This is a genomic window from Mucilaginibacter polytrichastri, assembly GCF_001911425.1.
Taxonomy (GTDB): domain Bacteria; phylum Bacteroidota; class Bacteroidia; order Sphingobacteriales; family Sphingobacteriaceae; genus Mucilaginibacter; species Mucilaginibacter polytrichastri.
Window position 1 is genome coordinate 5,300,850 of sequence record NZ_MPPL01000001.1, and the last position, 21,765, is coordinate 5,322,614.

21 protein-coding genes are annotated in these 21,765 nt (G+C 40.8%); 11 read left to right on the forward strand and 10 right to left on the reverse strand.

What is annotated here, in order from left to right; translation table 11 throughout:
- From RG47T_RS22940 to RG47T_RS22950, 3 genes are all read left to right on the forward strand, one after another.
- Window positions 1-701, forward strand: a 701-nt coding sequence (locus RG47T_RS22940; RefSeq protein ID WP_216351097.1) for a hypothetical protein, incomplete at its 5' end; no start/stop codon positions are given.
- Window positions 698-2,206, forward strand: a complete 1,509-nt coding sequence (locus RG47T_RS22945) for a PIN domain-containing protein (protein WP_074492130.1) — start codon at window positions 698-700, stop codon at window positions 2,204-2,206. The genes RG47T_RS22940 and RG47T_RS22945, both read left to right, overlap by 4 nt.
- Window positions 2,184-2,552, forward strand: coding sequence for an ASCH domain-containing protein (locus RG47T_RS22950; protein WP_074492132.1), 369 nt, complete (start codon window positions 2,184-2,186; stop codon window positions 2,550-2,552). Before RG47T_RS22945 ends, RG47T_RS22950 begins: the two co-directional genes overlap by 23 nt.
- Before the next feature lie 231 nt (window positions 2,553-2,783).
- Here RG47T_RS22950 and RG47T_RS22955 read toward each other — a convergent pair whose 3' ends face one another.
- Window positions 2,784-3,491: an ABC transporter ATP-binding protein gene (locus RG47T_RS22955; RefSeq protein ID WP_074492135.1), complete on the reverse strand. Its 708-nt coding sequence runs from the start codon at window positions 3,489-3,491 to the stop codon at window positions 2,784-2,786.
- Window positions 3,492-3,493: 2 nt separating this feature from the next.
- On the reverse strand, window positions 3,494-4,975 hold the full coding sequence (locus RG47T_RS22960; protein WP_074492138.1) for a DUF5687 family protein: 1,482 nt from the start codon (window positions 4,973-4,975) through the stop codon (window positions 3,494-3,496).
- A 186-nt stretch (window positions 4,976-5,161) separates the two neighbouring features.
- On the opposite strand from RG47T_RS22960, the gene RG47T_RS22965 reads away from it, so the two are divergent.
- Entirely contained in the window at window positions 5,162-5,839 is a 678-nt protein-coding gene (locus tag RG47T_RS22965; protein WP_074493694.1) for a pseudouridine synthase, read from the forward strand.
- Here the strand turns inward: RG47T_RS22965 and RG47T_RS22970 are convergent.
- The 4 genes from RG47T_RS22970 to RG47T_RS22985 all read right to left on the reverse strand — a co-directional run bounded on the left by RG47T_RS22970 (window position 5,825) and on the right by RG47T_RS22985 (window position 10,281).
- Complete coding sequence (locus RG47T_RS22970) at window positions 5,825-6,700, reverse strand: alpha/beta hydrolase (protein ID WP_074492140.1); 876 nt, start codon at window positions 6,698-6,700, stop codon at window positions 5,825-5,827. The genes RG47T_RS22965 and RG47T_RS22970 overlap by 15 nt on opposite strands.
- Before the next feature lie 87 nt (window positions 6,701-6,787).
- Window positions 6,788-7,585: a sterol desaturase family protein gene (locus tag RG47T_RS22975; protein WP_074492142.1), complete on the reverse strand. Its 798-nt coding sequence runs from the start codon at window positions 7,583-7,585 to the stop codon at window positions 6,788-6,790.
- Between the two features lie 72 nt (window positions 7,586-7,657).
- Complete coding sequence (locus RG47T_RS22980; RefSeq protein ID WP_074492144.1) at window positions 7,658-8,251, reverse strand: Crp/Fnr family transcriptional regulator; 594 nt, start codon at window positions 8,249-8,251, stop codon at window positions 7,658-7,660.
- A 59-nt stretch (window positions 8,252-8,310) separates the two neighbouring features.
- Complete coding sequence (locus tag RG47T_RS22985; protein ID WP_074492147.1) at window positions 8,311-10,281, reverse strand: KUP/HAK/KT family potassium transporter; 1,971 nt, start codon at window positions 10,279-10,281, stop codon at window positions 8,311-8,313.
- 471 nt (window positions 10,282-10,752) lie between these two features.
- Between RG47T_RS22985 and RG47T_RS22995 the strand changes: the two genes are divergently transcribed.
- Window positions 10,753-11,448: a 3-keto-disaccharide hydrolase gene (locus RG47T_RS22995; protein WP_074492151.1), complete on the forward strand. Its 696-nt coding sequence runs from the start codon at window positions 10,753-10,755 to the stop codon at window positions 11,446-11,448.
- A 32-nt stretch (window positions 11,449-11,480) separates the two neighbouring features.
- Here RG47T_RS22995 and RG47T_RS23000 read toward each other — a convergent pair whose 3' ends face one another.
- Complete coding sequence (locus tag RG47T_RS23000; protein WP_074492154.1) at window positions 11,481-12,656, reverse strand: TlpA family protein disulfide reductase; 1,176 nt, start codon at window positions 12,654-12,656, stop codon at window positions 11,481-11,483.
- A gap of 187 nt (window positions 12,657-12,843) precedes the next feature.
- Here RG47T_RS23000 and RG47T_RS23005 point away from each other — a divergent pair, with 187 nt between their 5' ends.
- Window positions 12,844-13,917 (forward strand): sensor histidine kinase, encoded by a 1,074-nt coding sequence (locus tag RG47T_RS23005; RefSeq protein WP_074492156.1) that lies wholly within the window; start codon window positions 12,844-12,846, stop codon window positions 13,915-13,917.
- Window positions 13,914-14,588, forward strand: coding sequence for a LytR/AlgR family response regulator transcription factor (locus RG47T_RS23010; RefSeq protein WP_074492158.1), 675 nt, complete (start codon window positions 13,914-13,916; stop codon window positions 14,586-14,588). Before RG47T_RS23005 ends, RG47T_RS23010 begins: the two co-directional genes overlap by 4 nt.
- 27 nt (window positions 14,589-14,615) lie before the next feature.
- Here the strand turns inward: RG47T_RS23010 and RG47T_RS23015 are convergent, their stop codons facing one another.
- Entirely contained in the window at window positions 14,616-15,485 is an 870-nt protein-coding gene (locus RG47T_RS23015; RefSeq protein WP_074492160.1) for a PfkB family carbohydrate kinase, read from the reverse strand.
- Between the two features lie 253 nt (window positions 15,486-15,738).
- Here RG47T_RS23015 and RG47T_RS23020 point away from each other — a divergent pair, with 253 nt between their 5' ends.
- Entirely contained in the window at window positions 15,739-16,758 is a 1,020-nt protein-coding gene (locus RG47T_RS23020) for a PorP/SprF family type IX secretion system membrane protein (protein WP_074492162.1), read from the forward strand.
- Between the two features lie 60 nt (window positions 16,759-16,818).
- Here RG47T_RS23020 and RG47T_RS23025 read toward each other — a convergent pair whose 3' ends face one another.
- On the reverse strand, window positions 16,819-18,219 hold the full coding sequence (locus RG47T_RS23025; protein WP_074492165.1) for an MBL fold metallo-hydrolase RNA specificity domain-containing protein: 1,401 nt from the start codon (window positions 18,217-18,219) through the stop codon (window positions 16,819-16,821).
- A gap of 112 nt (window positions 18,220-18,331) precedes the next feature.
- Between RG47T_RS23025 and RG47T_RS23030 the strand changes: the two genes are divergently transcribed.
- From RG47T_RS23030 to RG47T_RS23040, 3 genes are read left to right on the forward strand one after another with little or no spacing between them, the layout of a single operon-like run.
- Window positions 18,332-18,805 (forward strand): hypothetical protein, encoded by a 474-nt coding sequence (locus RG47T_RS23030; RefSeq protein ID WP_074492167.1) that lies wholly within the window; start codon window positions 18,332-18,334, stop codon window positions 18,803-18,805.
- Between the two features lie 3 nt (window positions 18,806-18,808).
- Entirely contained in the window at window positions 18,809-19,180 is a 372-nt protein-coding gene (locus RG47T_RS23035; RefSeq protein ID WP_074492170.1) for a BlaI/MecI/CopY family transcriptional regulator, read from the forward strand.
- 12 nt (window positions 19,181-19,192) lie between these two features.
- The gene (locus tag RG47T_RS23040; protein WP_074492172.1) at window positions 19,193-20,941 is read left to right on the forward strand and encodes a M56 family metallopeptidase; all 1,749 of its coding nucleotides are present in this window, start codon (window positions 19,193-19,195) and stop codon (window positions 20,939-20,941) included.
- A gap of 2 nt (window positions 20,942-20,943) precedes the next feature.
- On the opposite strand, the gene RG47T_RS23045 is transcribed toward RG47T_RS23040, so the two are convergent.
- The gene (locus RG47T_RS23045) at window positions 20,944-21,738 is read right to left on the reverse strand and encodes a DUF3108 domain-containing protein (RefSeq protein ID WP_074492174.1); all 795 of its coding nucleotides are present in this window, start codon (window positions 21,736-21,738) and stop codon (window positions 20,944-20,946) included.
- Window positions 21,739-21,765: the final 27 nt, after the last annotated feature.

Sequence of the window (21,765 nt, forward strand, 5' to 3'; positions counted from 1 at the left end):
CTTTTGAAACTATTCAAAAAGGTGATAAACTACTAACTATAAATGTTAACCTAAAGCATTTTAAGGCAAAAGCAAAAGATGTGAGTAAAATTTATATTAGATTTTACTTGGAACCGAATGTGAAACAGGTTTCGACACGTAAGGCGGGAGTTGGAAGAACTAAGATAATTTATGATATAAAGTTAAATGAATTAAGAAACCTTCCCAATGATTTAGAAAACGAAAGGCTTTGTCCAATAGAATGTTTTTTTTGCTTTAATATAATTCCTAATGACTACGACTTAGTTTCTTATGAGGCTGAAACATTAAAAAATGTTAGAAATCTTGAATACGAAGCTTTCAAAGCTTATTTACCCAATGCTCCCATTAAAGACGAAAAATTAATGGTGGTATTTAATAAACGATCGACAAAAGACAAATTCAAGGTATTCATTACGTTTTCCAAAGAAAGAATTGGAACAGGTCAATTTGCACTGGCCGTACTGATCAATTTAGTATGCGGTTTGCTATTAAGTTTCCCTACTTTCAAATCTAAAACAACTGATCTTGGGGTAATAGTTATACCCTTTGCACCACAGTTTTGGTTGGTGATAATAGTTATTATTATAGCAACTATCTATTTCTTAGGTTCATATCTTATTTCAAAAGCATTCCAAATGTTGGATAAAGCATTTGACTACTGTAAAAGCACATTTAAATGAAAGCGCTTTTAGATACTAATATAATTATCCATAGGGAAGCGGGAAGGGTTACAAATCAGGACATTGGCATACTGTTCAAGTGGCTTGATAAAGCAAGCTTTGAAAAATGCATTCATCCAATAACATTAGAAGAGATAAATAAAAATCCCAATAAATCGACTGTTGAGACATTTAACATAAAATTAGATAGCTATGTTCTTCTTAATACGACAGCTCCAATGCCACCAATCGTTATTGATATTTCAAAAAAACATGATATAAATGAAAATGATCGAAATGATACAATTCTTTTAAATGAGGTATTTTCAGAAAGGGTTGATTTGTTAATATCTGAAGATAACAAAATTCACAAAAAGGCTTTTGAGTTAGGTATTCAAGATAAAGTTTTTAAAATTAATACTTTTTTAGAAAAAATTACAGCAGAATACCCAGAGTTGGTGAACTACAAAGTACTAAGTGTTCGTCAAGAACTATTTGGTAACATTGATCTTTCTGACAATTTTTTTTTAACTCTCAAGGACGATTATCCAGGATTTGAAAAGTGGTTTAATAAAAAGGCTAACGAAAAGGCGTACATCACAATTAATAAAAGCAATAAAAAATTACTTTCTTTTCTGTTTCTAAAAAGGGAAGATGAGAAAGAAATTTATTCAGATATTGAACCACCATTTAGGCCTAAAAGAAGATTAAAGGTAGGAACCTTTAAAGTTGTCGGCAATGGTTTTAGACTGGGAGAAAGATTTTTAAAAATTATTTTTGATAATGCTTTAGCCAATAAAGTAGAGGAGATCTATGTGACGATTTTTCAAAAAAGAGAAGAGCAATTAAGATTAATTGAACTTTTGGAAGCTTGGGGATTTACAGTTTGGGGGATGAAGTCTAATGGTGAATATGTTTACATAAGAAATTTTTCAAAGACATTTGATATTAAAAATCCACGAGTTACATTTCCCTATATCCCAACATATACAAAAGCATTTTTAGTTCCTATTCATCCTGCTTATCACACTGAATTATTCCCCGATTCAATATTAAAAACAGAATCTCCGCTCAACTTTGTTGACGATGAGCCGCATAGAAATGCTATAAGTAAAGTTTATGTTTCGCGGTCATGGGAAAAAAATATAAACAAGGGGGATGTATTAGTTTTTTATAGAACAGGCGGATTTTATCAAAGTGTTATTACTACAGTGTGTATTGCTGAAGAAATTATCACCAACTTTGCCGATGAAGATGATTTTATTAGAATTTGTAAAAAGAGAAGTGTTTATTCAGAACAAAATCTAAGAAACCAATGGCGATCTAACCCCCGGAGCAGACCGTTTATCGTTTCAATGCTGTATACCTATTCATTTCCTCAACGGATTAATTTAAAATCACTAATTGAAAATGAAATAATCCCGAGTATCGAAGAGGCACCTAGGGGCTTTAAAGAAATTACAAAACAGCAACTTGAGAAAATTTTAAAATTAACAAATACAGATGCGAGTTATATTGTCAATTAAACCAGAATATGCAAATAAGATTTTTGACGGGACCAAGAAATATGAGTTTAGAAGAACAATTTTTAAAGATACTACAGTAAAAACTGTCATAGTATACGCATCGTCGCCTATGCAAAAAGTGATCGGAGAGTTTGAAATAGATATTATCTTAAATGATGGCTTAAATGATTTATGGGAGCAAACAAAAGATTTCGCTGGCATAACCCAAGATTATTTTTATGAGTATTTTTCGCAAAAACAAGAGGGATATGCTATAAAAATAAAAAATGTTCAAAGGTATCTCCAACCACTTTGCTTAAAAGATGAATATAACGTCAGCCCACCGCAATCCTTTTTATACGTATAATTATTGCCCCCCTCATTCTGACACGACCGTGTAGCTCGTGCCTATTGTTACACCCCCGCTTCCCCCCTAAACCTGATAGCAGCGGATACCGGCCTTCGCGGTTAAGGCCGGTGCGCGTATGAGCGGATAGCAGGGCAGGTGGCCCCGAAATGTTACTGCCTTCCGTTTACATAAAGCAATGATTGAAGGTGTGCATGATTGCATGATTGAGGGGTAAATCTTAACATGCTATTACACCGTTTGCCCGCCAACCGCAAAATAGGCTTCCAACTCTGCCAGGGTTGATGCATTGGTTTCGATGTCTTTAATAATCTTGCCTTTCTCCATCAGTAAAATACGGTCGCAAACATCGGTTACGTGGTTTAAATCGTGGCTGGATACCAGGGTGGTTACGCCTTTGGCATTCAGTTCCTTCAAAACATTCTTCAGGCGGATCTGCGTGCTTGGGTCAATATTGGCGAAGGGTTCATCCAGCATTAAAAACTCCGGGTTTTGCAACAGGCATGCCGCCACGCCAACTTTACACTGGTTGCCTTTAGATAGGTCACGAATATATTTGCCGCGTTTTAGAATCTCGCCGTTAAAGAAATCACTCATGGTAGACAAATAATCATCTACCTGTGCGTTGTTGTATTTGTGCAGGCCGCCAATAAAGTAAAAGTATTCTTCGGGGGTAAGGTAATCAATCAGGAAACCTTCATCCAGGTAAGCAGCTGTGTAGCTTTTCCAGGCTTCGTTACCGGCAACAGGTTCGCTGTTCGATAATACCTCGCCCTGGTCTGGGAGGATCAGATCCAGCATCATGCGGAATAAGGTGGTTTTACCTGCCCCATTATTACCAATTAAACCAATGCTTTCGCCTTTGGCAATGCTTAATTGCGGAATGTTTACTACAGGCACAGCTGCATAAACCTTTTTTAAATCTTTTATCTCGATCATAATTATTTAGCTCTAAAGCCTTCGGCTATGGTATATCTTTTGGTGATGAAATCTTTTTCGAGTTGTTTAATCCAGAAACTCCTGGTTAAAATAAATAACAGGCCTGTTAAGCCTAAAATAATAAGGGCCACATCGGGGTGTTTAAAAAAAGACAACGGCCAGTATATTAAATAAGGCCCCAGCATTAAGGGCAGTGCAAGCAGTAATTGGGTAGCGCCAACGCCTTCCCAGTTAAATGATGCACCTTTAGACAGGTCGATGCGTCTGTAATTGCGGTTGGCAAAGAACAACACAATGGTGGCGTTAACGCCCATATTCCACAGGTACATTATAAAATGGATAAACAAAATGTGCCAGCCGTAATACACATATGGGATGGTGAGTATAAAAACCAATGTGGATACCAGCGAAAACAATAGGTATTTTGCTTTAAAAAAGTCTCTGATAGTTACTTTACTTACCAATATGCCATCGAAATGGCCACCCTGCCAGCTAAACATAAACTGGCCGTAGTTGATGATGAAGATGCCGGTCATTAAAATAGCAGGCAGTAATTTAATAGCAGGCGAATTTTGATAAGCCGGGTTGGTATAAAATATCAATCCGTAAAACATAAATAACAGCGACATAACCAGGGACGAACGGGGGCGTTTATTACGTAGTATCAGTTTAATTTCGTTGGCTACAAGGTCGCCAATATGGCCAAAGTAACCCAGCAGCGGTATTTCGGTACTGCTTTTATAAGCCGATGCCTTGCGCGAGCCCAGCTCTTCGAGGTATAGGTTGCCCTTAAGGTACAGGAAGTTTAAATAATACATTACAGCACCAAGTAGTATTGGGAGTACCACAAAGGCAGGTTGCGCCAGCAGGTGCCCGAATAAAAAGCCGGATGCTTTACGGATAGAGTACAAATGCCACGAGAAATCGGCCGTGCTAATCAATATCAGTGCAGCGGCAGCAGCCAAAAAGATCCAGCCGTTTAAGTTTGATTTCCGTTTGATGTATAACGCCAGGTAATTATTAAATACCGTAAGCGCTGCTACGGCCAGTATAAACACAGCAGCCACGCCGGCGCCGTTTTCGTGCGCAATAATTTTAAGGGCGAAGGGTGTAAACAGAATAAGCGGCCAAAGGTTAAAGACTGATAAAATGGCGGTGAATGATAGGTAACCCACCAATGTATTCCGTTTTACCGGGAGGGTTAAATAGGGTTGTACCCGCAAGGTGGGCAGCTCTTGCAGTTGCAGGCGCATAAGCAGATCAAACAGGTAGTAATAGAGCAGGATACTGCAAAAGGCCGGGATCATATCTTCATCGGGCATGGCCTTATCAATGATCTTATCCATAAAAAAAGCGATTACCAATACATTTAATAGCAGGTATAAAATGAGGATTGCCATCACAATACGGATGGCCATATTTTTGCCTGTATTTTTTGATCGCCAGAAAGCCTTTAATTCGTGCTGTACAAAGGTTGATATCATATGTGATAAGATAACGGATGCCCGAAAACGTTACAATTAATAGCTCAATATAATTAATAAAATTTTCAGGAGCTATAGTTAGCAATTTTTTAAGCTGTAATGATAGCGCCGGCTAATGTCTGGAAGGATACCGGTTAAATGCTAATAGGTGTAAGGGCAGAAAGTCCTTATCTTCGCAAACTTATGCTGCTCACCATCTTATACCGCGACGAATACCTCATCGCTATTAATAAACCCCACGGACTGCTTGTTCACCGCTCTAAAATTGCCGATGATACCGATGTATTTGCACTACAGTTATTGCGCGATCAAATTGGTCAGCATGTTTACCCGGTACACCGCCTCGATCGTAAAACAGGCGGCATCTTGCTTTTTGCTTTAGATAAGGCTACCGATGCCAGCATGCAGCAACAGTTTATGAATAAGGAGGTTACTAAAAAATACCTGGCTATTGTGCGCGGTTATACAGACCCAACGGGCGAAATTGATTATGCCCTGCGTAAAGAAAACGGCACTTTACAAGATGCATTTACCGCTTATACTACCTTACACCAGGCAGAGTTGCAGGTGCCGTTTGGCGGGCATCCAACGTCGCGCTATTCATTGGTGGAGGCTACGCCTACTACCGGGCGCATGCATCAGTTAAGAAAACATTTTAAGCATATTTTCCACCCCATTATTGGCGACCGTACGCATGGTTGCAATAAACAAAACAAGCTATTTAATGAGCAATGGCAAATGGAAACCATGATGCTGCACGCCGCACATCTTTCATTTACACACCCGGTAACGGGCAAGGCCATTGAGATTGAAGCCCCGATACATGACGAGTTTAACCGGGTAATGAATTTAATGGGCTGGTAAATTAAGTACTTCTTTTACCATTTCAACCACATCGGTTATCATAGTTGGCTCTATCAATATTTTATCGTGCCCTGCGCCGTTGTAGGCTTTGGATGCAATGAAACTCCGGGTGGCTAGAAACTCTTGAAGGTATGGGTAGGGAGCAATTTTATCTTCCTCGTCATAGGCAACCCAGTGGCTCAGTCCGGCATCAAACTGATACCGGGCATCTAATGTAAAGTTCGAGAAAACATCATTAAATATCCGCCTGAAATCGGCGTAAAAAACTTCCTGCGCTTCTGCCGGTACTTCGTTGGCATTAAGTGTAGCTTTGAAATTTTCTTTGAGGTGTACTAAAGGGGTAAGGCTGATAAGTAGTTTGGGGTTGATGCCTGTCTCGGTCAAGGTAATTACATTGGCCATTACACCAAGCGAATGGCCAATCAGTACATCTGGTTCGCCATATTCGCCAATAATAGCTTTAATGGCTTGTACATACATCAATAGGTTAGCCATATCTGCCTCAGAGCTGCCATTACCTGGTGCATCAAAAGCAATAATCTGCGTGTCTGGAATTTCGCGAAGCGCGGTAATGAGTTGGTAATAGTCTGCCGCTTTAGAGGCCCAGCCGTGGGTTAACAGAATCTTCCGGGTACCTGTGCCCCATATAAAGCCGTTAAAACTGAGTTCTGTTTGGGTAAAGTAGGCATCCAGCGCTTTCAGGCTAAATGGAACAGCTTCGTCCAGCAAAAGATTAACAGGGTACCGCACCGGCATCTTGGGCGAGTAGCAGATCAGTTGCCACAATAGCTGATTGTATTGAGGGGAATTTTTGTCGGTAGTTGTTTTTATATCGTTGATAATGCGTTTCAACTTTTTCATAGGGCAGATATATACAATTGCAGTACAAAGCTAAAATAATCATGCGCTTTGTACTGCAACTATCCCGGTTCTTGAACAATAACCAAATTAGCTCCGGATAAGGTTGCCCGCCGGCTTTTTTGTGCCGAAACGGTTTTGCTGTATACGGTCGTACTCCTTTACATAATCGGGATGCTCGGTTTTCAATAGCCTATCCCACAATCTAAAATACAGGCCGTAATTACCTTTAAACTTGCTATGGTGTAAATTGTGATGCACCGAAGTATTTACTATTTCGAATAAAAAGCTATGCCTGAACCAGCGTGGTGCCACCTCATAACCCAAATGCCCATACACATTAATTATAAAGCCTGTAATGGTGAATAATAGCACCGTAAACGGATGCACCGGTATCAGCATTACAATTAATAGTAATACCCCGCCTTCGGTACAGGCTTCTAAAAAGTGGAATGAGTAGGAGGTCCATGGGGATGGGTTGGTAGATTGGTGGTGTACCAGATGCGTGTATCTAAATAGCCTTTTATGGTGCAGTAAACGATGCATCCAATAAAAATAAGTATCATGTATTACCAGGCACATAACCAGGCTAACCCCAACCCACCACCATGGATAATCTGAAAGATTGGTGTATACGTGGGTATAATTTTTAAAAGGTGTAAATAATACAAGGTAGGCAATAACCACCAGTACTGCCGTGGTTTGCATGGAGTGTAAAACTTCTCGCTTAAAATCGCTTAGAGCAGCTTGGCGTTGCTGGATTTTTGATTTAGCAAACCAGGTAGTGAGTATTTTGTAGCATAAAATAAATGGCAGGCCTGCAATGATAAAATACCTGATGGCCGACACGCCGAACAGCCTGAGCAAGGTTTCAATTATCTCTTTCATGGTTATATACGTTATTAAAATAATAACCTAAAGTTACCGGCCCTTACCCGTATAAAAATTAACAAAGGATAATTAATGCTTATGGCCCGAAGCTATTCGTTTACGGATACGGCTAAGGGATACGGGGGTAATACCCAGCAGCGTAGCCAGATGCTTATCAGGCACCCGGTTGGCAATATCCGGCTTCTCTTTTAATAGTTTAAGGTAACGCTCCCCGGCAGAAAGCAGCACGAAAGATTCGACCCGTTCTAAAGATTCGGCCAGCATATGCAATAAAAAGAGGTTACGATGGGCAGAAAGCTTTGGGTTATTATCCAGCAGGCTTTGCGCTTTATTATAATCAATTTCCAGTAGTGTGGTGTCTTCCATGGCTTGATAAGTGAAGCGGGATGGCTGTTGCAGAATAATAACATCATGCGATGCGATAAACTGGTTTTCCCAGCGCAGCAACAGGGTTATTTCGTCGCCGTTCTCTTTTAAATGATAAGCCCTTATGAGGCCCTTTTTAATAAAAGCCAGCTTTGGTGCAAACGCTCCCTTCTGTATATAAATCCCTTCTGCCGGTATTTTACGGGTATGTGCCATATTGAAAAGGCCTGTCAGATCGGAGATCGACAAGCCTTTAAACAAATGAAGGTAAAACTGAATTTCTTCGGTATTAAGCATAAGCTAATTTATAACAAACCAGCCTATGCTTAACATTAAGGTGTAAAATAAATAAAGCTTTACATACCCGTTTCTACCCGCTTCAGTTTAATATTGCTTAACGGGTTTACCACTAACGGTATTTTCTCTATACGGGTTTCGCTGGTATCTAAACCAAAGGCTTTGGCCTCGCTTTGGGCTAAACCTTTAATGGCGAAGTAACTGTTGAGGATAAAGCCTTCTTTAACACTGAAGTTGTTATTGTATGACAGGAATTTTTCCATGATGATGAACTGAAAATCGGCCGGCAGGTTGTAGCTGCTCAGTGATTCGTACTTACTGGTAATATCCAGTTCGCCGCGGCTTATCATATCTTCTACCACCTTGCGAAACAATACATTAATTCTCGGCTGGATCCTGAACCCTAAACGGAACTCTACACGGATCACCTTATCGTCTTCAAGCTCTTGTACGGTATACTCCATGGTGTATGGGTCATCCATACGTTCGATGTGAAGGAACCAGTAAACATCGGCACGTTTAGGTTTGCGGCTTAATATCGAATAAATGATCTTTTGCTCTACCTGTTTGTGGTTGTTGGCTTTGGTTAAATAAATTAAATGCGTGGCGTATTTAGGGATGCCCTGGTCATTACTCATAGAGTGCAGCATCGGGATATAATCTTTCAGATCAACAAAGTTGAGGAAACGGTTGTTGATTTTACGTGCCCTGTACCAGATGTACATGGTAAAGATCAACCCAAATTCAAACACCAGGAAGAAGAGCCTTTTCAATAATTTAACGGCATTGGCCACAAAGAAAGATAGCTCGACACTTAAAAATACGCATACAATAATAACCACCAGCCACAGCGGCCAGTGTTTTACGTAGCGCATAAAATAGTACATCAGTATGGTGGTCATCAACATGGCTACGGTGATAGAAAAACCGTAAGCGGCCGTCATGTTTTCAGACGTGCGGAAATAAAGCGTTACTGCAATACAGCCGAAACACAGCAGCCAGTTTATGCTCGGGATATAAATTTGCCCGCGAATGTTAGAGGGGTATTTAATGGTGATCCTCGGCCAGAAATTCATACTTACTGCCTCGCTAATGAGGGTAAATGAACCGCTGATTAAAGCCTGACTGGCAATAATGGTTGCCATTGTGGCAATACCAATAGAGGGGATTAAAAAGAAATGCGGAACAATTTCGAAGAATGGATTAACGCCTGCAAAGTTGGTGTATTTATGCTGGGTAAGCACCCAGGCACCCTGCCCCAGGTAGTTTAAAACCAAAGTGGTTTTTACAAAGATCCAGCTTACCTGGATGTTTTTGCGGCCGCAATGCCCTAGGTCTGAGTATAAAGCCTCGGCACCCGTGGTACATAAAAATACTGCGCCTAACAGCCAGAAACCGCGTGGGTGCTCGGTTAATAAATGTACCCCATACATGGGGTTAAGCGCTTTAAATATCTCTGGGAAATGCGCTATCTGCAATACGCCAAGCGTACCCAGCATCACAAACCAAATGAGCATTATAGGCCCGAATAGTGTGCCCACTACATTGGTGCCAAACTGTTGTACAAAGAACAGCAGCAGTATAATGCCGATAACAATACCCAGTATAAGCGTATTGCCCGGCACAAAATCTTTAGCCAGTGACGGTAAAAGGCCAATCCCTTCAATAGCAGACGTTACTGATATGGGCGGTGTGATAATTCCATCGGCCAATAGCGTACCCGCACCAACAATAGCAGGTATAGCCAGCCATTTGCCATACCGGCGTACCAGGGCATACAAAGAAAATATGCCTCCTTCGCCGCGGTTGTCGGCTTGCAGGGTGATGAAGATGTACTTAAAGGTAGTTTGCAGGGTTAAGGTCCAAAACACGCAGGAAATAGCGCCTAAAACCAAAAATTCGCCGTGACTTCCGCCCTCTTTTAATAATGTTTGGAAAGTATATAAAGGAGAAGTACCGATATCGCCAAAGATAATACCCAGCGTAACTAATACGCCGGCAGCAGATAGCTTTCTAACGTGTGAACTCATAAACCAGATACGGAATTATAACAGATGCCGTACTGGCCAGCTGCAATAGTGAATAAATAGGGGAATTGTAAATACATAGCAACGCCCATGAGCAACCACCATGCCATTTTGAAAAAAAGCCTACTCAGGTTATTAGGATAGGCTTTTTGAAAAATAATAAAGCAGTCAACCATGCCAAAATGGAGTGGTTTTTTTTCATTTTGGCATGGTTGGCATAGTTTAATACATATCAGATACATATTTAAATCATCGGTTTTTTTAAGGGTGACCAATAGTTTTCTGCAAATAAAATGTGATTCCAAAAAATATCCCTTCCAGTATACAAGGTAATGTTTGGAAAGGATATCTTAATTCAAGCTTAGTAAATTTCTGTTGAATTACATCAGTATTTCTTAAGGTTAAAACTCCCTTTGCTATATTCCAATTAACTGTATAACTTACGGCAATCTTTTATACCTAAAATTTCTTTTAATGAAAAACATGTTTGTATTGCTATGTGCATTAGGCATATCCTATGGGGTATCGGCACAAAATCCATTAACTAAAAAAGAAAAACAGCAGGGCTGGCATTTATTGTTCGATGGTAAAACTACCAAGGGCTGGCATACCTATTTAAAACCTGCCGCAAGCGCAGCCTGGAAGGTAGAGGGTGGCGTATTACAATTAGATCCCAATGCACCAGACCAAGGCGATTTGGTGACCGACAAAGAATACGAGAATTACGAGCTATGGATAGAGTGGAAAATATCTCCGGAAGGAAACAGCGGTATTATTTTCGGCGTACATGAGGATACTACTTTAAAGCAAACTTATTTAAGCGGTATTGAAATGCAGGTGCTGGATAATGATAAGGCCGAGGATAATAAAAAAGCCAATCACCTCGCCGGCTCATTGTATGATATGAAAGCCCCATCGGCATCGGTAGCTAAACCTGCTGGTGAATGGAACACTGCCAAGATATCTAAAAAAGATGGCCACCTTATTTTTTGGTTAAATGGTACCCAAATTATCAATGTACAAATGGGCAGCCCCGAGTGGCAGGAGCTGTTGAATAACAGTAAGTTTAAAACCTGGACAAATTTTGCCAAATATCCTAAAGGTAAAATAGCATTGCAAGATCATGGGCATGTGGTTGCTTTTAGAAGTATAGAGATTAGAGAGTTGTAACTTGAATGGCCCCTTTAGCGGGGCCATTTGGCTTAAAGAATTTTTTCTATCAATTGTTCAATCTTCGCTTTGCTGCCAGCACCAAAAGCGCCGGCATAAATTACCTTTCCGCTTTTATCCAGCAATATAGCTTGCGGATAAAACGCAATCCCCACTTCTTTGGCTAATGCTTCGCCTGCATATAACATTTTGTAGGCCGGTTTTTCGCGGTAGTAAAAAAAACCAACATCTTTTGATGAGTCATAAGCGTTTACGGTTAATATCTGTACAGCCTGGTTGTTGAATTTTTGCTGCAGGCTTTTTAACACCGGGAACATTTCCATACATGGGCCGCAGTTTTTTATCCAAAACTCCATAAATACCACTTTGCCCTTTAAACTGCTGCTTTGAAGCATGGCAATATCATTGTTTTTATATTCGGGCAGTTGCCAGGCGGCAAGTGTAGTGCCCACTGTAATTATTGGTTTTATTGCTGCCTTTTTCTCGGGCTTATAATCTTTGGTATAGGTAGAATAGTACCAGGTTAATTCGGCCGGCTTAACAGGGCTGGTGTTTATATTTGTGTAAGTTACACGTACAAAATCTGCCTTTTCGATATTGTTGCGTTGAATAATTTGGTATGGGAGGGATGTGGCAGCATCTATAATAAGGTCATAGTAAATGGTAACCTGCTTGGTAAACTTCATGTATCCCCCTAAATAATCAATTACCTTATTTTGCATAGTTAGGCCTACTACTTTGTATGGATTCCCGGCAAGCGTGGTGTCATGTTGCGTTTTACCTATAGAATCATTTTGGATAATATACTTTAACATAAACCTGAAGGATGGGATAGAATTATTAAAGTAAGAGAACGAAGAAAATATTTTTTGATCTACGTGTGTTGTTAAGGCATAGGTGTGATCCTTTTTGTTGAGTGCAAAATACACTGTGCCATTGTAAATTTGCTTGCTTGTTTCTGAATTTAGCTGAAAGCGTGAAACCTTTTCTCCATCAAATTCCATATAGGAATCGGCAGAGATATTGGAGAAGTAGTTGTCTTTATAATAATTGGTTTCCCGGGTATAATGATAGTTAATAGACTGCATAGCCAGTAGTTTATCGGCTGTTGCCATTAAGGTTTTAATGGCTTCCGGGTTAGTATTTACTGCGTATGCCTGTCTGGTAAAAAGCACAATGTAAATTACAAAAGACAAATATTTTTTCATGCGATAATAGCGTTTGCTTACATGCAAACCTACAAGCTAATGAAGCTCCTTTTTTATGTTTTAGACCAATGTGCTTAAAAATTAGACTGATAGGTAAATCTTCGTTTTAGTCGAAAAAAAACAGGTGTTTGTCTAAAAGCAAGTGTTGGATAAATAGCTACACTAAATAATTATTTACCTTGTTGGCATGTATTGGTGGCAAAGCAACCCGCAATGGAAATACGTTAAAATAGAAATCGCGTTTTTTGTAGTTTTCTTTTATTTTTTTCCGGCATTCTCAGTATTTGAATATAATTTCATTGAGCTACACAAGGCGATCATACCAGAAAAAGACCTGGTTTCTACTTTATTTTACGGCACTTCAGATATCCTTACCTCTTTTGTGTTTTATAAGCTGATTCAGGGTTTTTTATTTACCAGGCGTTTTGCATCGTTTATTGCTGTTATTATTATTTATTTATTGCTGTTCCATTTTTACAAGCGGGGCTTGTACTATTCTGTTGGGCATAGTAGTTTACTTCCCGAAAGCCTAAGTAAAGAATCTCTAAAATGGTATAATGCCAATAGCCGTATTAATTTCAGCATTGTATATATGTGTATGGAGTTTTTGTGCCTCGCCGCTTTAGCTTATTTTATTAGATCATCTAAACAGGAAGAGCAAATGCACTTATTAAAAGAGCAGCAACTCAGCTCCGAGCTTAATTACCTGAAGGCACAGCTTCATCCGCATTTCTTTTTTAATACCATCAATAATATTTATTCGCTGGCCTTAAAGCAATCGGCAGATACAGCGCCAATGGTGGCCAAGCTGGGCGACATGATGCGCTATGTTTTGTACGAGGCCGATCAAAAAAAGGTATCACTAGCCCGCGAGATCGAATTTCTGGCTAACTATGTTTCTGTAGAAAAAATCAGGCATCCCGATAACCAAACTATCCAGTTTGATGTGCAGGGCATTACCAATGATGTTTATATGGAGCCATTATTGCTATTACCCTTTATTGAAAATGCTTTTAAACACGGCCTGCAGGAAGAAACCGCTGCCGGTTTTGTCACTATTATAATTTGCCGTGCAGAGCAAGAACTTACCTTGCAAGTTAGTAACAGTAAGCCGCCAAAAACAGAAGTTGCTGCTGCAAAAGGAATTGGGTTACAAAATGTAATTAAAAGGCTCGATATCTTATACCCCGGCAATTATCAATTGGAAATTAATGATGAAGCTACTATTCACCATGCGCTTTTAACCTTGCAAATAGCATGATCAGGTGTATTATTATTGATGACGAACCCCTGGCGCAGGATGTGCTGGAAAACCATATTGGCCGGTTACCACAACTCATATTAGTTAACAAATGCAATAACGCGCTCGAGGCTTTCAATGTGCTGCATACCGGCCAGATAGACCTGATGTTTTTAGATATTAAAATGCCGGCTATTAATGGCATCGATTTTTTAAGGTCGCTTAAAAACCCACCGGCTGTAATTTTTACTACTGCATTTGCAGACTACGCCATTACCGGTTTTGAACTGGATGCGGTTGATTACCTGTTGAAACCCATTACCTTCACTCGCTTTGAACGTGCCATTAATAAACTCCTTAAAAGCCAGCCGAAGGAGCAAACTGAAGAAAAAAACTATACCTATTTTAAGGTATCTGGTAAGTTAATAAAGGTTTTACATGCCGATCTGCTGTACGCCAAATCGGTAAAAGATTACGTACAGATCTGTACCCTTCAGGGTAATTATCTTACCCACATGACCATGAAGTATTTAAACGGGTTGATGCCGGATAGTACTTTTATCCGGGTGCATCGATCTTACCTGGTTAATAAAACCAAAGTTGGCCTTATAGATAAAGTTTCTTTGAAGGTGGGTAATGAAATTATCCCGATTGGCGACAACTACCGGGATAAAATTGAACTCATTGATTAATAATGCTTAAAACCTTAATTTCTCAGCCTATACCTTTTTTAAAAAGCTAAGTATACCGGCCTCATCCCCTACAAACGGCCCCGATGACTGGATCTTTAACCCGGCCATCGCTGAGGCAAATTCACCTGCATTTTGTATATCTGTTCCTTTTACCCGTTGGTATAAATAGCCGGCCATATAGGTATCGCCGCAGCCGGTTGCGTCAACCACGGCAGTGGGTTTGTAAACAGGGATAGTATAAAAAACACCATCGGCATAAATTACAGAGCCTTTACTGCCCAGGGTAATGGCTACTTCTTTAACGCCCCAGTTGGCTAAGATCCTGGCGCCCTCCCTGATGTCTTTAACACCGGTAAGCACCTCCATTTCGTGGTCGTTAACTTTTAACGTGTGGATGTATGCCAGGGCTTCCTGCTTTTCGGCCCAATCAATGGGGTGTACCTGCAGGTCTTTTACTTCGCGCAAATAACCTTGTGCATCTAAGGATACCTGCCCGCGTTGCGACAGGTTTTTGATAAGTGCTACCGGCATATCACCGGCCAGCAGTGGACCCAGGTGGAATATTTTTGCTTCAACATCTTTTAACTGCGCTATCGTAAATGGATCTGCTTGTTGTAATACCCGCTGGGTGCGGTGATCTTGGTCGGCACTATAAATGTTTTCAAAGTATACAGTATGCTTACTGGGCAGTACTTCTACCTCAATATCTTTTAAACGCAGGTCTTCCACGTAATGCATTTCGCTTTCTGCTATGGCTGTTACCAGTGCATAGTTTAAGTCCATCTGGCTAATGGCATTAGAAAAGTAAAAAGAAGTGCCGCCTGCCATGTACTTTTCAGAATGACTGGTAATTACTTTATCGAGGGTAATATGGCCTATGCAGCAGATGTCGTACATGATGTAACTAAATAATAATTCGGCAAATTAAATATTACTTCCTATATTTCTAACAAATATTAGCTGTAATTACATTCATCTATACATAAGCCTTGTTTGCCGATACATTATTGTATTGTGCTTTAGCATTAAGCATTTTTGAATTGTATATCAGGATGTATTGTATGCGATCAGTTTTCCGGGTATATGTTTTCATAAACGTAGCGCCTGTTTTTATAGCAGGCGCTTATTTTATGCCAGAGCCATATTACAGATGAAGAAAATTTTACAGGTAATTTTAGTTTTTACAGCGTTAATAAATTGTGCCCTAGCCCAGCAACGGCCACAATACACCCAATATGTATTTAATAATTACCTGCTTAACCCGGCTGTAAGTGGTATTGAAAATTATACCGATGCCAAACTGGGTTATCGTAAGCAATGGACCGGCCTGGATGGCGCGCCTACAACATCGTATCTTACTGTAAATATGCCCCTGGGTAACCAGTTTTTAAATGGCGATGCCACGGCATCTGCAGCGGGTGGCGGCGAAAACCCCATGAGCCGCTCATACGTGCAGGATTATCGCGCCGCAGAACCTCACCATGGTATAGGTATTATGGTAGTAAGCGATAAAGCAGGCCCGCTTACCCAAACCAATATTGACGCTACTTATGCCTATCATTTGGGCCTTAGCCCTAAATGGAATTTATCTGTAGGGGTATCGGCAGGGGTTAGTCATGTTGGGTTAAATACTGCTGATATTACATTAGAGACGACTAATGATCCTGCCATTACTAACGGTATTGCCAGCCAGTGGAAACCAGACCTCGGTGCCGGTATCTGGTTATATACTGCTAATTTTTATATCGGTGCTTCGGCCCAACAGTTAATTAAGCAGAATCTTTATTTCAGTACCAATACTTCAACCTATAACCAAAGCCAAACGGTACCGCATTACTTTTTTACCTCAGGCGTTAAGTTGTTCGTGTCAGACGATGTTTCGTTTATGCCGTCGGTAATGTTAAAGGTGATTAAACCAGTACCTGTATCATATGATATCACAGGCAAACTAGCCTTCCGCGATCGATTTTGGATCGGGGGTTCGTACCGCCACAATGATTCCTTTTCGGCCCTGGCCGGGTTTAATATCAGCTCGCTTATCAATGTAGGCTATTCTTACGATATTACCACCTCGGCCCTTAATACGGTAAGCAATGGTACGCATGAGATCGTAATCGGTATCCTGTTGAACAATCGCTACAAGGTTACCTGCCCCATGCGTACTTTTTAAGAGTATCTCAATATTCGTTAAGAGTATCTCATATTCGGTCTTGTTTCTTGTCTCTTGGTTCTACCTCAGTTCCACCTTCTGGTGCTGAGCCGGAATTTCTACTTCTGCAAAACCTGCATCTTGTAGTTTCCTGGCAAAGTGCTGTTGTACATCGTACTCGCCATGTACCAAAAAAACTTTCTTTACTCTTTTGGGGTCCTGGCACGACATAAATTTCAACAGATCCTCATAATCGCCATGTGCACTCATTGATTTAATAGATCTTACATCGGCATTTACCTTATGTTCTTCGTGAAATATATTGACAACTTTATCGCCTCGTAACAAATGGCCGCCCAGTGAAGATGGCTCGCAATAGCCAACTATCAAAATAGTGTTGCGCTCTTTGTCGATATTATTGCGAATGTGGTGCCTTACCCTCCCGGCCTCGGCCATGCCCGACGAAGAAATGATTACACAAGGCCGCGGGTCATTGTTTAGCGCAATAGATTCTTCGGTTGATTGTGTAAAACGCAATCCCTTAAAGCTAAAAGGATCGGCATCAACCTTCATTACTTTCATTACTTCGCTGTTGTATACTTCCGGGTGTTCTTTCAATATCTGGGTCGCCTGGCCGGCCAGCGGGCTATCTACATAATAAGGCACATCTGGCAGACGGCCTTCCAGCTCAAGGGTATTCAGGGCATATAAAATTTCCTGCGTGCGGCCTACGCTAAACGCCGGGATAATTACCTTGCCATGCCTCACCATGCAGGTGTGGTGAATAATATCATGCAGGGCATTCTCAATAGGTTTCAAATCTTTGTGCAATGAATCGCCATAGGTAGATTCGAGCAAAATATAATCGGCTTGCGGGAATTTCTCCGGGCTTCTTAATATCATATCGCCATACCGGCCAACATCACCGCTAAAAGTAAGTTGGGTGTATTTGCCATCTTCTAATATATTAAGGTGCACGGCGGCGCTGCCCAGCAAGTGCCCGGCATCTGTAAACAATATTTTTACGCGCGGGCTTATTTCAAATTCCTCATTATACTCTACCACTTTAAACTGGTTTAACGCGGCAGTAGCATCTTCTTCGGTATAAAGTGGTACTTCAAGCTCCAGGCCCTTCCGCTCGCGATACTTATTAGCGTATTCGGCATCAGCGGTTTGGATACGGGCCGAGTCGGCCATGAGGATACGCGCCAGGTTCATGGTTGGTGGGGTGCAGTATATTGGCCCTTTAAATCCTTCAGCAACCAAACGGGGTATCAAGCCGCAATGGTCAATGTGTGCATGCGACAGGATCATATAATCTACCGTATCTGGTCTGAACCCGAAGTGTCCGTTCAGGTCATCGGCATTATCAAGACCCTGAAACATACCGCAATCAAGCAAAATATTGGTGCCATCGTTTAGTTGTACCAGATGCTTGCTGCCTGTTACATTACGTGCTGCACCGTGAAAAGTAATATGCATGAATATAATTTAAGTTGAATGCGTAATAAAACCACGGTGGCAAGATAATGTTCTTAATATAAATTTGGATAACTAATTTATTAGTTGCAACTTTATATTTATAGTAAAAGGTATGATTAGAAACATCCTAGTTTTATTGCTTTTAATTACTGGGCAAATTGCATTTGCCCAGCATATTGCCGATAGTTTTCAGCACGCAGAAAGCAATGGCTATAGTATGCAGGCGCTTGACAAAGTATATAAAAGCGCTGTAGGTGCGGGCGATGTTGTTTTTAAAGGCGATGATGAAAAACGCCTGATAACAGCTTACACCACTATGCTGCAGGACTTGAATAAGTATTTGAACGAAAATAATTTTAGGTGGAACAGCCCGGTGCGAATTTTTAACCGGGTTTATTTTGAACCCGATGGTAGCATTAGCTATTACCTGGTTAATTTAAAACCCACCGGCCTTGACGAGGAAAAGCAAAAGGCCTGTATAAATTTATTAAGTAAATTTATACAGCGTTACAAAATAAAAATTACCGCAAGCAGCAAGTTTGCACAGTGCAGCCCCGTTATATACGAGGATGTAATAAAAAGTTAGATTATGGATTTGAAAGAACTTACACGGGCAGAAGAACAACTGATGCAGGTGCTATGGCAATTAAAAAAGGCTTACGTAAAGGATATTATTGATCTTTTACCAGAGCCTAAACCGGCTTACAACACGGTATCAACCTTTATACGCATATTGGAAACAAAAGGCTTTGTGGGGCATACCGCATTTGGTAAAAGCCATGAGTATTACCCGCTGGTGAGCAAAGATGAGTACCAGGGTTTTGCTGCCGATAAACTGCTGAACGGCTATTTTGATAATTCGGTAAAACGGATGTTTTCCTTTTTTGTGCAAAAAGAAAAGATTGATATGAAAGAGGCTGATGAGATTTTGAAATTGATTGAAAAGTTAAAGGACAAATAACTGTAGTTTTTTATGACCTGGTGGCAATATCTGATACTGGCGAATGTTTACCTTATTTTGTTTTATGGGTTTTATGCCCTGCTGCTTCGCCGCGAAACGTTTTTTCAACTTAACCGGTTTTACCTGGTAAGCTCGGCAATACTCTCATTTTTGGTGCCGCTAATGCAGGCCGAGTGGGCGCGTAACCTTTTTATAACCCAGCAAATTAAGCAAACCATTTACCACCTGGATCCGGTTGTTATTTATCAAATACAGGCGTCAGCAAGCCAGCATCTCACCATTGGGCAAATACTGGCTATTATTTATGCAGGCGGTATTATATTATTGGCGGCTCGTTTTATTTTGCAGTTAATGATATTGCGCTACAACATTAAATATAACGATACAGAAGATGCTTACTCGTTTTTTAGAACCATTAAGCTAAGCGAAAAGCTGAGCAACCGCGGCGTAATAATGGCGCACGAGGAGGTGCATGCCCGGCAATGGCACTCGGCCGATGTGTTATTGATTGAAGCCGTTATGATTATTAACTGGTTTAACCCGGCGGTGTATTTTTACCGCAAAAGCATTAAACACATCCACGAGTTTATTGCCGACCGCAGTGCAATTAAAAGCGGCACCAGCAAGCAGGAGTATGCTTTATTGTTATTGAGCGAGACTTTTAAAACACCGGCACATGACCTGGTTAACCCATTTTTTAACCATAGCCTGCTTAAGCAACGGATACTAATGCTGCAAAAAAATAACTCGCAGCGTAAGGCATTGCTTAAATATGGTTTATCGGCACCCTTGTTTGCATTAATGCTCATTTTATCATCGGCCACGGTGCATACCAACCAGATGATTACCATTATAAACAATAAGGTAGACCGGGTAATGATGACTTCTGCAACATCATCAGGATTAACACATGCTTACACCACCATTACCACCTCCTCAGCTAGTGATAAGCTAACCACTTCAGTAAATACAACGCCCGATGTTCAGGAGTTTAAACCTTCGGCTAAGCCGGTACCGATTATTATAGACCTGCCTGATACCACTAAACAACATGACGAACTTTTTACAGCTGTAGAAAATCAGCCAACGTTTAAAGGTGGTACATCTGCAATGGCTGCCTATCTTTCTCAAAACCTTAAATACCCGGAAGAGCTGCGTAAAAAGAAGTTACAGGCCAGGGTTATTATCAGTTTTGTGGTAGAAACAGATGGCTCCCTTTCGCACATTAAGGCTTTAAATGAGCATGACTCACCTGCGGCGACAGAGGCAGTCCGTGTAATTTCGGCATCGCCTAAGTGGAACCCAGGGATACAGAACGGGCATAAAGTAAGGGTACAATATACCGTACCGATAGATTTTACGCTGGCCGATGAAAGAGTAGGTTTAGTAACAGATACTGCTCAGCATCGTGTATATAACAGCAGGATAATGTATGTACAAACTATCCCATATGGCAAAGGCAAACCGGAAATCTCATCTGTTACATTTGTACGCAGAAAACCGGATTCCATCAGAATGGTGTCTAGTATGTTCTATACAACCACTACGCCACTTACCCCGGCGGTGTCAGATAATCAACCACAGCCGTTGTATTATCTTGATGGTAAAGAAATAGCACCGGGAGAAATGAAGAATATCAAGCCCAACAGTATCCAAACTATTAATGTACTTAAAGGTGATAATGCTACAAGAGAATATGGGGAAAAAGCAGTCAATGGTGTTGTAATTATCACCCTAAAAAAGAACGATCCGGCAAACTAAAGCTATTGTTTAAATCTGCTTAACAGATCTGGCGTTAGGCCGGGGAGTTTAATTTTATAGCGGTACATGCCATTAAAGGCATCTTCTTCTTTTAATAATTCGTGGTTCTTTTTGCTTATCCAATAGGTTTCGGTATAGGGCTGGCCATTGGGGGTTTTGCCTTCGGTAAATAGCTTCCAGCAGTCTACACCCTTACTATCGTTGAGGCTTACCACTTCGCTGCCGGTAACTTTATAAACAACATAAGCCGGTGGAGTTGCGCCTGCATCGTAAAAATAAATAGCGAAGTTTTTACCTTCCGCTAAAGGCAGCATCTCAAAAGTTTCTATATCGAGGTTCCAGTTCAGGCTGGGATGGTCAAATTTCAGTGAAAAGTTTTTTGCCAGGTTATTTGCCGTGGTATCGGCCCCTGTAATTTTATTTGCCTCCCAATTGTAGGCCTTTAGCTTACCGCCAATACTTTCTACATGAAATATCGGGGCAAAATCTGCCTTTGTGTTAATCGATCTAACCGTGCGATAGTTAGCGGTATCGGTGCCATACCAGTGCTGTGTGGTTACAAACACATCTTCTCCATTCAGTTTTTCTACCCCGATGTTGCGTGTCCACAAAGAAAAACGCAGTGTTTTGGTTTGGGCCGGTGCCTGGAAATATACCAAGTATTGCCTTTGCCCGGGTTTAAGGTGGGGGGTAATGAGTTTGTGATTGCCGGCGGTAACGGTATCGGTTTGGGCAAAAGCCATAATAGCCGGGCAAAATGATAACAGTGCGGCAAAAAGGTAACGGTTTAATTTCATGCTGATAAAATTGTACTGTTAAGATGA